The 15,017-nt window shown below is 65.8% G+C and carries 13 protein-coding genes; all 13 read right to left on the bottom strand.

The features are described from left to right. Window positions 1-2: 2 nt before the first annotated feature. The 13 genes from TPAU_RS21370 to TPAU_RS21305 all read right to left on the bottom strand — a co-directional run bounded on the left by TPAU_RS21370 (window position 3) and on the right by TPAU_RS21305 (window position 14,893). Complete coding sequence (locus TPAU_RS21370) at window positions 3-794, bottom strand: SGNH/GDSL hydrolase family protein (RefSeq protein ID WP_013128831.1); 792 nt, start codon at window positions 792-794, stop codon at window positions 3-5. A 34-nt stretch (window positions 795-828) separates the two neighbouring features. Continuing rightward, complete coding sequence (locus tag TPAU_RS21365) at window positions 829-1,218, bottom strand: hypothetical protein (RefSeq protein ID WP_147291146.1); 390 nt, start codon at window positions 1,216-1,218, stop codon at window positions 829-831. A 105-nt stretch (window positions 1,219-1,323) separates the two neighbouring features. Continuing rightward, entirely contained in the window at window positions 1,324-1,998 is a 675-nt protein-coding gene (locus TPAU_RS21360) for a helix-turn-helix domain-containing protein (RefSeq protein ID WP_013128829.1), read from the bottom strand. Window positions 1,999-3,240: 1,242 nt separating this feature from the next. Continuing rightward, window positions 3,241-4,005, bottom strand: coding sequence for a hypothetical protein (locus tag TPAU_RS21350; RefSeq protein WP_041944233.1), 765 nt, complete (start codon window positions 4,003-4,005; stop codon window positions 3,241-3,243). 48 nt (window positions 4,006-4,053) lie between these two features. Then, window positions 4,054-5,358, bottom strand: a complete 1,305-nt coding sequence (locus TPAU_RS21345) for an IS256 family transposase (protein ID WP_041944585.1) — start codon at window positions 5,356-5,358, stop codon at window positions 4,054-4,056. A 214-nt stretch (window positions 5,359-5,572) separates the two neighbouring features. Next, complete coding sequence (locus tag TPAU_RS21340) at window positions 5,573-6,031, bottom strand: replicative DNA helicase (protein WP_147291145.1); 459 nt, start codon at window positions 6,029-6,031, stop codon at window positions 5,573-5,575. Window positions 6,032-6,239: 208 nt separating this feature from the next. After that, entirely contained in the window at window positions 6,240-6,518 is a 279-nt protein-coding gene (gene nrdH / locus TPAU_RS21335) for a glutaredoxin-like protein NrdH (protein WP_013128827.1), read from the bottom strand. A gap of 109 nt (window positions 6,519-6,627) precedes the next feature. Continuing rightward, window positions 6,628-7,419 carry an IS21-like element IS1415 family helper ATPase IstB gene (gene istB, locus TPAU_RS21330; RefSeq protein WP_013128826.1) on the bottom strand — a complete coding sequence of 264 codons (792 nt, stop codon included), beginning with the start codon at window positions 7,417-7,419 and terminating at the stop codon, window positions 6,628-6,630. Further along, window positions 7,419-8,972 (bottom strand): IS21 family transposase, encoded by a 1,554-nt coding sequence (istA, locus tag TPAU_RS21325; RefSeq protein WP_041945385.1) that lies wholly within the window; start codon window positions 8,970-8,972, stop codon window positions 7,419-7,421. Before istA ends, istB begins: the two co-directional genes overlap by 1 nt. A 73-nt stretch (window positions 8,973-9,045) precedes the next feature. Further along, entirely contained in the window at window positions 9,046-10,779 is a 1,734-nt protein-coding gene (locus TPAU_RS21320; RefSeq protein ID WP_013128824.1) for an FtsK/SpoIIIE domain-containing protein, read from the bottom strand. Next, window positions 10,776-11,768, bottom strand: a complete 993-nt coding sequence (locus tag TPAU_RS21315; RefSeq protein WP_013128823.1) for a hypothetical protein — start codon at window positions 11,766-11,768, stop codon at window positions 10,776-10,778. The genes TPAU_RS21320 and TPAU_RS21315 overlap by 4 nt, the downstream gene beginning before the upstream one ends. A gap of 225 nt (window positions 11,769-11,993) precedes the next feature. After that, on the bottom strand, window positions 11,994-13,205 hold the full coding sequence (locus TPAU_RS21310) for an IS110 family RNA-guided transposase (protein WP_013127436.1): 1,212 nt from the start codon (window positions 13,203-13,205) through the stop codon (window positions 11,994-11,996). Between the two features lie 422 nt (window positions 13,206-13,627). Further along, window positions 13,628-14,893, bottom strand: a complete 1,266-nt coding sequence (locus TPAU_RS21305; RefSeq protein WP_245537922.1) for an IS256 family transposase — start codon at window positions 14,891-14,893, stop codon at window positions 13,628-13,630. Window positions 14,894-15,017 lie beyond the last annotated feature (124 nt).

The raw sequence follows: 15,017 nt of genomic DNA, 5'->3' as shown, positions 1-15,017 counted from the left end.
CGCTACTGCGCGGGGGAGGAGACGTGGTCGGCGACCGCGTCGGCTACGGCTTGCATGCCGGCCGCGGTGGGGTGGAAAGAGCCGGTGAGTCGGTAGACCGGGTAGAGCGGCTGAACCCACGGGTCGGACGAGCCGAGTTCATGCCCGCGCCCGAGCTCGGACGCCGAAACCAAATCCGCCGCCGTCTCTGCGGCCGCGTCACGGAAGACCGCTGCGAGCTCGTCCGCGACGGTGCGTAGCGCGGCGATGGTCTGCGCATCGAATGGGACGTCGACGCCGGGGCGAGTCGCGTCGCCCAGGAGCGGGAGATAGTCGACCAGGACGACCCGGGCGCCGGGTGCACGGTCTCGAACCTCGCGGACGATGCGCGCGAGACCGGCCTGAGCTAGCGCGATCTGGTCGCTGGTGGTCTGCGGCAGGCTCGGTCGCAGCAGGCGGCTAGCTGATCCTCGCGTGTACTTATCGGCGGTGGCAACGACGCCGAGCTTGAGGGCGGCGGCGATGTAGCCGAGATCGTTTCCGCCGGCGGTGATCGTGACCAGGTCGGCGTTAGTGGGACGGCCGTTGATCTGCGGCGCGATCTTCGTAAAGAGAACGCGTTGGGGCGCGTCGAGGATCGTCGCGGTCGTCGCACCCGAGACGGTCAGGTCCGTCAGGGCGGCGCCGAAGCGCTGCGCGAGCTGGTGCGGGTAGTTGCGTGCGGACCGGCCGACGGTCCGGTCATCGACAGGATCAATGCCGGGACCGGAGGCGTAGGAGCTGCCCAATGCTGCGATGTTCGAGTACGGAGCCATGAGTGTGCGTCCTTGGAAGTGGTAGGGGAGGGGGTCAGCGCTGCTGAACGCGGGACGGCCACCTGCGCCGGCGCGGCGCGGCAATGGAAGTGACCGGGGCGATCGGAGGCGCGGAGGACTCTGCAAGCTCGATCAGGTCGTCGAGTTCGTCGAGGGTCAGTTCGGCCTTGCCCGCGCGCACCGCGAGGTGATCGAGGCCGCGATCGCGCACCGCGATCCACAGCCGCAGCTGCCGGTCGATACGGCTCGCGGCGAGACTATCGGTGAGGTACGCACTGTCGACGCCGCAGAGGGTGCACAAGGCTTCCAGGAGAGGCGGGTCTGCCTGAGGGTCGAGCGGGGCGCCGGGTGTCCGTAGGCGCTCGATCTGCTGAACAGGAATCAGGCTGCCGTCGAAGAATTGTTGCCCGAGGACTGTGGCCATCGCCTGGCTCGTTAGCTCCGGCTCCGAGCGATTGTGCCAGTACGAGAACAAGCGATTGATCTTGACGGAGAGGTCTGCGTAGTCAGGCATCAATGGCGGGTTCTTTCAGCGCTCGCGTTGCGCCCACCGTAGTTTGAAGGCGGACGTGTCGACGTGTTCGGGCAGGTTACGACCGGTCAGCCAACGTAGATAGCTTAGGTCATCAACATCTTCGTCGGGGAGTACGCCAGCCTCGGGAAGGTGCCTGTCGAGGTACTCCCCGACCAGGACCTCATATGACTTATCAGTCGAAACTCCTGGTGCGGTAGACCTGAGCTCAACCTGCTTGATCACCCACTTGCGCATGAGGCGGTCAACGATCGTGTCCAATCGGTGATTAACATCACGCAGAGCAGGTGAGTCCAGGTCCTGCGCCAGGGCCTCGTAGTCCTTGGCGAGCGATCCAAGCTCCTCGATGAAGGTGATGGTCAGACTCACGGTGTCCTCGTCGACAACCGGATGTCCGGGCCGCGAGTCCCGGCGAAGCGTCGGGGGCTCGCCCTTCAACCACGCGGCCACCGCGGAGCCCTCCGCCCAGCCGAGGGCAGCCTCGAGCTTGCGGAACGTAGCGGGGAGGGGCTGCGCGAACTGGCGCCCGTTCTCGATCGTGGTCATCGTCGAATACGACGGACCACCCGCGGCGGCTACATCGTCGCGGGTCAGCCCTAGCTCGTTACGGCGGCTCTTCACCACCGCCGCGAAGCGCTCGGCGCGCGCTTCCTCCTCATCAATGGCAGACATCGTCCGCACAGCTTAGCCAGCACACAGAGCCGCAGGACGCTTCACCACACACTCCGCCAGTCGCAGTCAATCAGCAATCAATCAACATATTTTCTAGGTGTTGTGTTCGATCCTTGTTGACTGATAGATTGCCAGCGTGATCTACCACGGTCACACGTCGGATCGGCTAGAAGTGGACCTGGGCAGTGAGTGCGGCCCCGCTTCTGGCCATAGAAGAGTCCTACTACCGGTCCCCGGCTAGTGGATGCGCGTCGACTTGGTTGGCACCTCAGACGCGCGTCCTCCATCGGAGACCAGTAGTAGGACCGCAGTGCAGGGCCAGGCCCTACGAGGAGCGATCGTACCGTTCGCTCCTCGGTAGGCATGGTTCTTGCGCGCCGTACACAGGGAGTACGTAGTGCGCCTGAAAGTTCGCGTGCCTGGAAAGCAGGTACCTCGCATAAGAAGGCGGGGTGCCGCTCTCGGTGTCCCCGTCTCCATTCCCAAAGGAGTCGGTATGGCCGAAGATTCTTCGTGGATTTCCAGTCCACATTCACGTACCCGCTGGAAGCGAGGTGCGGCATCGTTCGCAGCTGCGGCGGTCCTTGCTGGGGCCGCCGTGTCGCCAGCGTCTGCTGAGACGTTGGACTTGACCGGTCAGGCTGCTCCGGGGGCGTCGCCTGCTTCTTCGTCGTCGCCGTATCTGTCGGCTGCTGAGGCTTTCGGGCCGGGTGGCGGTGTTGTGCAGTCCGGTCAGGGGCCGGTACCGCAGTCGGCCGTCAATGGTGGGCCGTCGGGTGTGCCGCAGTACGGGATCGTGGACAGTCTGGGTGCGGTTTCCGTCGAGTGGGTGCGCATTCTGGCCTCGCTCGTCGGCTCTCCGTCGGTGCAGGTGCGGCCGGAGACGATTGGCCGGGCGATCATGCTTGCGATCGGGTCGGGGCAGGCGGCGATGAATCGCCGCGGGTGTCGCCGGTGTTGGTGTGTCGGCCGGCGCGTGCGCGGTCGCTGAGGGAGCGAAGACGCTTCCGTCGCTGATCCCTGCTATCGGTCAGCTTGCGGGGCAGGGGGCTGGTGCCGGCGCGGGCGGTCTGAACCCGATCGCAGGCGCGGGCGGTGCGGGGGCTGGTGCGGCGGCGGGTGCCGCTGCCGGGGCGGCCGGGGCGGCCGCGGGTGCGGGCGCGTCGGCGATTTTCGGGGCGATCAAGTGCGGTGTGCCGACGGCGGTGAGAGGAATAGTCAAATCCTGTGGATTGCCTAGTGTTAGCGAAGGTGCGTGCCGGCGAGGTTGGTGACGGTGGTCTTGGTGTGGTCGGCCCAGGCTGCCAGGACGGCCGTGACGGCGAGAGCGGTGCCGTAGAGGGTGGTGTGGCCGCCGTGGGCCGCGATGATTTTGCCGTGGCTGAGGTGGGCTTTGTTCTTGCGGGCCAGGGCGAGGAGGTCGATGGCGGCGCGTTCTCCGTGCCATCGTGGGGGTCGGATGACGATAGTTGCTGCCGCGGTTTTGTTGATGCCTGCCGGTGGTGTGGTGAGCCAGGAATCGAGGAGCTGGGCGCCGACGCCGATGACGCCGGCGACTGTGGCTTTGCCGTCGGGTGATTCCGGGGGGACGGTTTCGAGGATCCCTTCAGCGAGGTCGAGATTGTCGGTATCGATGGATTCGGCGAGCAGCCGGAGGGTGGAGGTGCACCAGCTGCGTTGCTCACCGGTCGGGGTGGCGAGCGTGTGGTTGTGACGTGCGACGGCGCGGTCGAGGGCCGCTTGCAGGGTCGCCAGGTCGGTGTCGAGGGCATCGGCGGTGATGTCGATGCCGTCCTCGGCGAGCAGCGGTGCCAACTCACGCAGCATCTGATCGGCCATGCCGGGCATCCACTCGATGGTGGGGCCATCGGTGAGGGGCTGGCCGAACGCACCGAACAATGCATCCGGGTCGAGGTCCCCGAGATCGCCGCGCGGCTGCCAGGGGCGGCCGGCGTTCCCGCCAGGAACGTGGTCGTCGGGGAAGCGGTCTTGCCGGTCGTGGCCCATACTGTCGATCATGGCACGGCCGCAGCGGGGCAGCCACGGCCACGAGGGTCAGGCGGCAGCGTCGTCGGCAGCCGTGGTTTCGGGTGTGGTGGCGGCGCGTTCAACGAGTCGGCCTTGGTCGAAGCGGGCTCCAGCGCGGACGAGGGCAACCAGGTGCGGTGCGTTCACTGCGCGCCAGCGAGTTTGGGCGGCTTGGATGAGTTTGAACGCCATAGCGATCCCCGCCGCCCGTGATCCGGGACCTTTGGTTACCTTGGTGCGCAACCGGACGGTAGCGAAAGTGGACTCGATCGGGTTCGTCGTCCGCAGGTGCACCCAGTGCTCGGCGGGGTAGTCGTAGAACGCCAGCAGTACATCGAGATCGTCGGTGATTTTCGCGGCCGCTTTGGGCCACTTAGCGGCGTAGTCGGCGACGAACACCCGCGCGGCCTTCTCGGCGTGCTCGCGGTCTTGCGCGTTCCAGATCTCCGTCAGCGCGGCTTTCGCGCTGCGCTGCACCGACTTCGGCAAAGCGTTGATAACATTGGCGATCTTATGGAACCAACACCGCTGCTCCCGAGTTTCGGGGAACACCTCGCGTAAGGCCGCCCAGAACCCGAGCGCGCCGTCACCGACCGCCAGCACCGGTGAGCGCATCCCACGGCGCTTGCAGCTGCGGAGAAGATCGAGCCAGGACTGCGTGGATTCTCGGTACCCGTCATCGAGCGCGATGAGCTCCTTCGAACCATCAGCACGCACCCCGATCAGCACCAGCAGACACACCTTCTCCTGCGCCAGTCGGACTTTGAGGTGGATGCCGTCAGCCCACACATACACGTAATCCGTCTCGGCCAGCGATCGAGTGCCGAACGCTGCTGCTTCGGCCTGCCAGTCCCGGGTCAGCCTGGTGATCGTGGCAGGTGAAAGCCCTGCACTGGTCCCGAGGAACTGCGTGAGCGCCGGGGTGAAATCGCTGGTCGAAAGACCATGCAGATACAGCAGCGGCAACACCTCCGCCACCTGCGTGGACTTGCGAGCCCACGCAGGCAGAATCGACGAAGAAAAACGCCGCCGCTCGCCCGTGACCTCATCCACACGTTTGTCGTTGACCCGCGGCGCCTTCACCGGCACCGCTCCCGCTGCCGTCACCACCTCCCGGGCCGCATGATGGCCGTTACGGACCACCAGCCGCCGCCCCGCCTCATCAACCTCCCCGGCACACGAAGCCACGTAGGCAGCGACCTCTGCCTCCAACGCCGCCGCCAGCATCCGCCGCGCACCGTCCCGGACAATCTCATCCAACAACGACCGCGGCGCCTCCGAGTCGCCGGTCTCGCCGGAGCCGTCGCGCTTATTCTCCACCACCGCGAGCACGGGCATGCCCTTCCCGCCAGCCATGACGAGCTGGACTTGATCAGATTCCTGCGACCTCGCAAATCATCCTCCGGGAAGACACACTTCCCGGGGTGATCCACAGGTTCTGATCATTGCTCGCGAAGGTTCACCGCTGTGCCGTAGGCAGCACAAGTGGGATGAAGTCCCTATCAGGGACGTCGAGTTCGTGCAGTGGGGCTGCTGGTGCGGCTGGTCATACGGGGAGTCCGTTCAATTGGCGGTAGCGCTGCTGCATTCCGGTGTCCTGGAGTGCGGTGCCGGCTTCGGCGATGAGGGCGTGCAGCTCGTCGGGTTGGGCGTGTGCGGTGAGCTGCACAACACGCTGTGCGTGGTTGATGGCGTGCCGGCGCATGGCTAGGTGCAGGACGGTGGAGGCGTACTCGACGAGTCGGTTCGGGTCGACATCGAGTCCGACGATCGCGACGAGTAGGTCGCGGACGAGCTGACGATGCCGACCGGAGTCAGAGGCCATGACGGTGGCGATGGCGTCCATGACGTGCTGGGGGCCGGGCAGGCCGCAGCTGGTGCGGCGGGCGGCGATCGCCACCCGGTAGAGGTCGGCGTGGGAGGGCTGGTAGAAATCCGCGGCGCGCAGGTGCCCGGCGATGTGCCGCGCCTTGTCGGTGGGTGCGGTGATGAATGCCCACAACAACAGGCGCTCGTCAGCGAGGTCAGCATCATCAGGAAGGTACGGGTCCGCATACCCCGGCACCACTACCGGAACTGGCGCCGCAGTTGACGTGCCCGGTTCGGCAGCTGAGAGCGCCGGCGCGTTCGTGGGCGCGCATGTGGCTGTTGCTGTTTCGGTCAGGGTGGTCACCTCCTGCGTCTCCTCTTCCCTGCTGGGTGTGTGTCGTGGTCTAGGCGGCGAGATGCTCGCGGAGCTTGTCGGGGCGGAAGCCGGACCAGTGATCAGTGGTGGCGGTTTCAACGACTACGACGGGGGCTTGGAGGTATCCCAGGCTCATCACGTAATCCCGGGCGTCGGTGTCTTCGGACACATCCACCGTGCGGTAGGTGACACCAGCCTTGTCGAGGGCACGGAATGTCGCTGTGCACTGCTGGCAGGCAGGCTTGGTATAAACAGTAAACGTGGTCGTGGTGCTGGTTATTTCGGTAGCCCTCGCCCCCGCTGTCAACGGTCATGAAGTTCTCCCCGTAGGCGGCCAGTAGATCTCCCCGCTGGTGGCCACGGGTTCTCCCCGGTGGCGGCCAGTGGTTTTCCCCACCCGCTGTCTCTGGTCGGGGTTAGCTGAAGGGGCGCACCCCCTTGCCGGTGGTGGCTTCGGTGAGGCGGAAGGAGTCGCCGTCGGTGACGACGACGTGGGCGTGGTGCAGTAGCCGGTCAACGGTCGCGGTGGCGAGCGTTTTGGGCATGATTTCGTCGAAGCCGGAGGGGTGCAGGTTGCTGGAAACGGCGATTGATCGGCGTTCGTAGGCGGCATCGACGAGGCGGTAGAACCCTTCGGCGGCGTCTTCGGAGACCGGCAGCAGGCCGATGTCGTCGACGATGATCAGGTCGGAGCGGATGATCCGGGTGAGCGCTCTGGCGATGGAGTCGTCGGCGCGATGCCGGCGGACCAGGGCGCCGAGGTCTTCGATGGTGAACCAGGAGACAGCGAGTCCGGCTTCGACCGCGGTCTGCCCAAGCGCCTCGGTGAAATGACTCTTGCCGGTGCCGGAAGGCCCGCAGACGCAGAAACATTCACGCCTGCCGACCCACTCCAACGTGCGCAGCGCATCTTGGGTAGCGCGGGGAATGGAGGACTTCGTTTCGTCCCAGTCGCCGAAGGTCTTGCCCGTGGGGAAACCGGCGCGTTTGCGGCGGGTGTGCAGGTTCGCCCGGTCCCTCCCGGCGGCTTCCTCAGCAAGCAGGACCCGAACGACTTCGGCGGGGTCCCAGCGCTGGGCTTTCGCGGTCGGGATGATGTCGGTGAGCGATCGGCGGATGTGCGGCAGCTTGAGGCGTTTGGTCAGGTCGATCGCTTCGGCGAGGGGATCGCCGTTGGTGCCGGTCACGGTGCGCAGGGGTGTGCTCATCAGGCGTTATCACTTTCGTCATCGTTGGTGGAGGTGACCTCCGCAGCAATGGCCGGGGCTGGGCTCTGGCCGAAGGTGGACCAGGCGGCGGTGCCTGGTTGCAGGGTGTGGTTCTCGCTGCGTCGCACCGGTTCTGCGTGTTCGTGGATGGATTGGTAGTCGAGGATCGAGATCAGATCGCGGTCGGAGAAGCGGGCGGTCATCGCCGCCGTTCCCAGGGCTCGGTCCACCGCGGCTGGCGAGTGCAGCTTGGCCAGGTCCACTGCCTCGGCCATCTTCGCCCGGATCCGGCGCACTCCAGCTGCGCCGGCCTCGATCAGCCAGGTGTTTGCGCCTGGTCCCAGGCTCAGGAAGGCCAGTTCGGCGGCGGTGCGGGGTTTCGGCATCCGGTCCGCGTCGTCCTTGTCGGGCCGAGGTGGGTAGTGGCCGTCGTCGAGGACCGGAGAACCAGGCTGGCCGCGGGGGTGCCGGGCCACTTCGACTGCGCCGTCCTCGTCATCGGCCGCAGTCACGATCAACTCATCGCCGTGGAAGCGGGCCCAAACGCGCGTGTCGATCAGCTTGTGCGGCACCGAATACCGCGCCCCCTCCACTGATATCGTCGAGTCCCAGTTCACCCTCCGGGTGGTGCCGAACACCGCGGTGAACGGCGTCTTGGGCAGCGGATGCAACCGGTGCGCCTCTTCCGCGAGCCGCTCGACCGGCCGCCGCCTGGTCGCGCTGTGGACGCGGTCGTTGACGTCGGTGCAGAACTGCCGGCATGCCGCCTCAAGCTCGCCGAAGGAGTGATACTGCCCGCGCAGGTTCACCTCCTTCGGCAGCAGATCCGCTTTCGCGATCCGCACCGTCGCCTCCGACCCGCCCTTCGACTCCGGATCAGCAGGCAAACATGTGCGCAGCGTGGTGCCGTAATGCCGTGCCACCTCGACGATCTCCGGGTTGCGGACTGCGATGGAGGCGACGTGATCGATCGTCACGGTCTTCTCGTTGTCGGTGAGCACGTAGACCGGGACCCCGCCCAGGCGGCGGAACGTCGCATCCAAACACGCCGCGACCGTCGGCAGGGTCTTGTCCCAGATCGGGATCACCACCCGAAACCGCGACCACGCCAACCACGCGCAGAACAAGGTTGTCTTCCGGCCGGAAATCGTTGGACCGTCACCGAAGTCGTACTGCAACCACAAACCGGGTTCGGTCACCCACGGCCGATACACCCGCCGTCGACCAGCCCTAAACTGGGCCTTGGCCTCAGCGACCGTCCGGCGCGTGGTCCGCTCCCCGCCGGTGAACCCGAGCGCGACGATCCGCTCGTGGACCACATCGGCGCGGACCTTGCCCTGTGAGCGGACCACCAGCTCCTCGATCTTCGGCAGGAAGTCGTCGATCGCCCGCGCCCGATGCCGCCGACGGTCCGGTGGCTGCCCCGCAGCGCGCATCTTCACATACCGGGCGACAGTGTGGTGATCACACCCCGCGAGCTCCGCCGCCGCCCGATAACTTCCGGTGAGGTCGTACGCCTCCAAAATTTCCATGATCTCCCTGCTCGATTTCACCCACCCAGCGTCGACGCCGGGTAGCACTCACATCACAGGGGTGGGGAACTATCTGGCCGTACCCGGGGAGAAATCATGGCCACAAAATGCGCCGTAAATGGCCGCCAGTGGGGAGCTTACGATGGCCGCCGACACCCCGCATCCCGTCGACGATGCCCTTGGCCGCTTCGAGCGCAGCGGCCTGCTCGCTACCCGCCTCGAAAAGCGCATTGATGTGCGCTGCCGCGGAGCCGGTCGACGGCTTGCCGACCACGATCTTGGTTGACGCGTTCTGTCGGATCTTTCCGGACAGCGATTCGACGTAGGTGTCCTGCATCGACAGGCCCGCGTGCATCGCGAAGCTGCGTCCCTGGGCGAATAGCTGCGTGACGATGCTCAGTAGAGATTCGCCTAGTTCGCGCGCGCTCTTGGTGTCGCCCTTGATGAGGGCCGAGATGCCGGCTCCCCACTCGTCCACAATCATCACGATTGGTTCCCACGAAGGGGTGTCGATGCCTCGGGCTGCCAGTGCGGCCGTCACCGCCTTGCGCCACTCCAGCTCGTCCCCCAACCACGCGATCATGCGGGCGATAGTCGGAACACTGGTGGCGACGTGCACCACGCCAGGGATGTCCGCGAGCGAGGTCATGTCGGTGCTCTCCTTGAAGTCGCCAAGGAGTAGCTTCGCCCCTTGCAGGCCGAGCGCGGACACCATCATCCGCAGCGTGGTCGACTTGCCCGCACCGGACGTGCCCGCGATCACGAAGTGCGGCCGACGCGCAAGCGGCACCGTTATCCGCTCACCTGTTGCTGTGACACCGATCGGCACCACCAGGTGCGGTGCGGCCGCCGCACGTTCGGCCTCCGTTGTCGGGCGGACGAACGCCGTAGGCGACAGGGGAACTGTCCTCGGGAACTCGAGCGGCCGGCTATTGAGCCGGATCCTCGCCAGGTGCTGGTGTGGGACCACATCGAGCGCGGGTGTCTTGAACATCGCGGCCAGCTTCCCCGCGCCCGCCCGCCACATTTCGAAGGTCTGCCCAGGCAGAATCTCGACGTCGAACTCGGGGCCGGTCGGACCGATGCGCGCGGCGAGAACGCGAGGGGCCATAGTGCGTGCCTGGCCCGCGGGATCGGGGCGCGTGATCGTGAGGCCGGCACTGTAGAAGCAACGGCGTTGCGCATGGTCCACGTCGAGGAAGAACGCGGCCGCGGCAGGGCTCGCCTTGCGGTATTCAGCAGAGGAATCGACTGCGTTGTCACGGACGATCAACACCACAAGTTCGCCGTTCGGCCCGCGCATCGAAGGCGATACAGATACGCGGTGCTCGCCACTCTTGAACCGGGCATCGATGGCGAGCCGAACCAGATCGAGGGATTCGACGCGAATGCCGGTGATGTGTGCGGGCAGGGTCACCGTGACCACCAATGCGTCGAGCTGGTCGATACGTGCGACCCCAGTTGCCCCCACGGGGAGACCGAGCGCGGCCACGATCACTGGATCGGTCAGGGCCTCGTGCCAGCGGTCGACAAGCTTTTCAGCAGCGGAGCGCCCCGCGGCGATGGGATCGGCCTCGGCCGGCATCTGCAAGGTGGCCGCTGCCGCTCTCGCATCGGCCGTCGCCGCCGCTACCTGGTCGGCCGCTCGGCCGACCCGTGCTGCCTGCTCCGCGCGCGCCTCGGCCCTTGTCGCTGCCGCTGCGGCGGCGTCCTGTGTTCCACGCTCTGCCCTCGCCGCTTTCACGTTCGGCGGGCGACTAGTGCCGGCCGAGCGCTTGGGAGGATCGGCGTCGTTATCGCCGATCAACTCATCGAGTGGGTCACTCACCAGACGATCCCGCTGTCATCACCGAATGATGCCGAGCCGCTTCCACGCCCACTGGTGGGTGGCGGGGTGAACCCGGCCGCGTCGTTCGGGGTATCCGATGCCGCGCCGCCACTGTTGCTGCGCTGATTGGTCACCGTCACCGACAGCTCACCCGTCGCGTGATCGAGGAACACCACGGGCGGGATAGCCGCACGGACTCGCCACGCCTTCAACAGCGCATCGAGGCGCCGAGTCAGCTCATCGGCGCCGACGCTCGCGTGGTGCGACACCAGGACGACCCGCGCGTCTCCCCCATCGAGCTGCTCGACGCGCACCAGCTGCACCCACGGTGTGAAAACAGGTTCAGTCCCACCGCTTGCGTTGCGCCCTTGGCCGGCGACGTTATCCCACTTTCCCCACTTCAGATCCCGCGCGACTTTCTCGACCGCGTTGGCCGCGGGAGTCGGCTGACCCTTGTCGTCGGTCAGCGCTGCGATCGCAGATCCCTCGGGCGGATTCCACCCGTCTCGATTACCGAGGTCGGTAGCTTCCTCGGGGGTCAAATGAGGTTCAGCGGGCCACGGCACCGACTCCGGATCGAACGGCTGCACCCGTTCGCCACGGTTCACGCGCGCCGCGTTCTCCGCACTCCAACGGGCCTCCGCAGCGGTCACCGTCGCCGCCACGGTCTCCTGGTACTCCGCCTCCGCGGCCGCGTACCCGTTCATCGCCGGGGCTTGCGATGCCGCGAACCACCCCACGGCAACCGCGAGCACCAGGCCGCCGACCCCGATGAACACAAGCCCGGTCAGAGCTGCCAAGAACACGCCCAAACCGAGCAAAGCGATCGCCGTCCCTGCGGCGATCCGAGCCTTACGGGCGATCGCTACACGGCACGCCTCGGGGCCGAGCGGATCACGCCCCTCGGGAGCGGCCGGCAACCGCCACGACGCGACCATGACACCCAGGTACGCGAGGACCAGGCCACCGATCCCCCACACAGTCAGCACCCGATCGAACGCGCTCTCAACCCGGCCGCGCGGAGATTCCTCGTACCGCTGCTCTGCGCCCTGATGGACACGCTCAGCCTCCCGAGCCGAACAGCTCAACCGATCGAGCGAGCTACCGAGCGATTCGCACGTCGACGTAGCAGGGGCCGGCGTCGACGGCGCACTGCCACCGTCGCTGCACGCAACTCCCCCGAACAGCAGCAGAAAGGATTCTCAATGAAGCTGTCAAGCAGCCGAGGCCGTGATTTGCGGTGCGGTGGGCTGCCAGGTGCGGTTGTCGCGGATGAGGGCGTAGAGAACGTTGACGCGCTTTCGGGCCAGGCAGATCGTCGCGGGAATGTGTTTCTTTCCCTGGGACCGTTTGCGTTGGTAGTAGGCCCGGGATTCGGGGTCGCAGCGGGTGGCGGTGACCGCGGACATGTACATCACTCGTCGCAGTCCGCGGTGATAGCGCTTGGGGGTGCACAGCCTGCCGGTGCGCTTGCCGGAGTCCTTGGAAACCGGGGCCAGGCCGGCCCACGCCGCGAGGTGATCAGCGGAGACGATTCGGCTGGGATCTCCGACGGCAGCGAGGAATTCAGCACCGAGACGAAAGCCCATGCCGGGCAGGCTCACGATCGCTTCGGCCAGAGGGTGTCGGCGAAATCGCTCCTCGATGGCGGCATCGACGTTCTTAATCCGCGTATCGAGGTCGATCACCCCCTGCGCGAGCTCAGCAACCAGCGCGGCGGCGACATCCTCCCCGGGCAGTGCCACGGTTTGCGCTTTCGCCGCCTCGACTGCAGCTTCGGCGATCTTGCCGGCGTTACGCACACCAGCGTCGGAGAGCATGCGGGTCAGCCTTACGACACCAGTTCGGCGCAGCACTTTCGGGCGCTGGTAGCGGGCCAGCAGCCTCACCCAGCCACGGTCGGCAGTCGGTTCCGCGGCGCGCTCGAGCGCGGGACTTACCGAGACCAGCTGCTGACGCAGCCGGTTGATCGTGCGGGTGCGGTCCGCGACCAAATCCGACCGGTGGGCGGTGAGCATCGCCAGCTCCGTGACCAGGCCATCAGCCGGAGTCAGCAGTGGCAGATCATCACCACGCATCCGTCCCTGATCAGCGATGACGCGGGCGTCTTTGGCATCGCTCTTCGCTTCGCCGCCGCGGTAAACCACCGATGCCTGCCACACCGCGCGGCCGGTCAGGTACCGCACCGAGTGCCCTGCGGCGGCGAGCATCGTCAACAACAACGTCGCATAGGGGCTGATCAAGTCCACAGTCCACGACACCGTTCCGCCGCGGCCATCAACCTCGGCGATCACCGTGGCGATCGCAGCTTCGTCGTTGACCACCTTGCGGGAGGAGACCACCTTGCCGGCGTCATCACAGACCGCGACCCAGTGGAACTCCTTGCCGACGTCAACTCCCACCCACCATCGATCCGGACCGGCCATCTCTGCGCTCCTATTCGCTTGTCTACCAGTGAGAACCCGATGGACAACCTCGCCAGCATTTCCTTAAACAAGCGATCACTCGCAGATCTCAATCAGCGGCCCGAGGACGTCCAGGCAGGCCGGGCGGCCAATCCTTTCAAGCCGCACCACGACAGGCCGGCAAAGCAGCAACGGCCACACCCGGCCCACCCGGGCTACAGCCGAACGTAATTCATCACGAATCAACTGCACCTACAAACTTAAGGTAAACGGCAACAGGAGGATTCGGCCGATCCGAGAACGCAGCATGTCAGTAACTTACGTCGAAAACCGATCATCTGCAACCACAAAAACACCCTCTCACCTGCGAAAACACGTTGAGAACTCAACGTTCGCAGGTCAGGTTGGGTGGGAGTGTCAGATTTTCGGTGTAAGTGGCGTTGTTAGCCCTGGTCTCGGTTGAGGCCGGGGATGCGGTCGGCGAAGGTGATCGCGAACGCGTTCAGGGCGGGTTTCCAGCGGGCCGCCCACCGGTTCTGGCCCCGACCGGACGGATCGAGCGCCCTGGTCACAAGGTACAGCGTTTTCAACGCTGCCTGCTCGGTCGGGAAATGCCCGCGGGCTTTGACTGCCCGCCGGTACCTGGCATTGAGACTCTCGATGGCGTTGGTGGAGTAGAGCACCCGCCGGACTTCGATGTTGTAGTCCAGGAACGGAATGAACTCGTCCCAGGCATTGCGCCAGAGCCGGATCATCGTCGGATACTTCTGCCCCCAGGTGTCGTCGAGAGCGTCCAGAGCTGCCTCTGCGGCGGTGGCGTCGATGGCGGTGTAGATCGGCTTGAGATCGCGTTTGAGAGTGTCCCAGTGCTGGCGAGGCACGTACTTGAAGCTGTTGCGCAGCAGATGAATCACGCAGGTCTGCACGATCGTCTCCGGCCAGACCGCGGCCACCGACGCCGGCAAGCCCTTCAATCCGTCACAGACGAGGAAGAACACGTCGTTCACGCCGCGGCTTTTGAGGCTGCTCAGCACCGCGTACCAGAACTTCGCCGACTCCCCGCCGCCTTCGCCGGCCCAGATCCCTAGGACATCCTTGTGCCCGTCGAGATCAACGCCGATCGCCGCGTAAAACGGCCGGTTAGCGACTTGCCCGTCGCGGACCTTGATGTGCAGGGCATCGATGAACACCGCGACATAGATCGGCTCCAGCGGCCGGTTGAACCAGCCGGTCATCTCCTCGACGATCTTGTCCGTAATCCGGGAGATCGTGTCCTTGCTAATCGAGGCGCCGTAGATCTGATCGAAATGCGCGACGATATCGCCGCTGGTCAGCCCCCTCGCAGCGAGGGATAAGACGATCTCATCAACCCCATTCAGACGACGTTGATGCTTGGCGACGATCTTCGGATCAAACGAGCCCTCCCGATCGCGTGGCACCTCAATCTCGATCGGCCCGACGGTCTCGGTGATCACTGTCTTCGTCCTGGCACCGTTGCGGGAGTTCCCGCTTCCTCGACCCTCGATGTGGTGTTTGTCGTAGCCCAGGTGCTCGGTGATCTCCTCATCGAGGGCGGTCTCGAGCATCGTCTTCGTCAACGCCCGCAGCATCCCCGGCGCGCTCATCGACGCGCCCTGCTCCCGGGCCTGCGCGACGAGCTCCCGCGCGAGCTGCAGCTCCTGCTCAGTTGGTTGCCTGCCATCGTCCATGACATGCAGTGTCTCGGTCATCAGACCCTCTTTCCCACCAACCAGCTCTGGTCAGCGAGTCGGGCCACTTACACCGAAATTCCGATACTCCCGGTTGGGTGCGGCGCTTACGGTGTAGGGGTAA

Origin of the sequence: Tsukamurella paurometabola DSM 20162 (assembly GCF_000092225.1) — a bacterium.
Lineage (GTDB): Bacteria > Actinomycetota > Actinomycetes > Mycobacteriales > Mycobacteriaceae > Tsukamurella > Tsukamurella paurometabola.
Note: the sequence above shows the minus strand (reverse complement) of the source record. Positions and strands in the feature narration are given on the sequence as shown.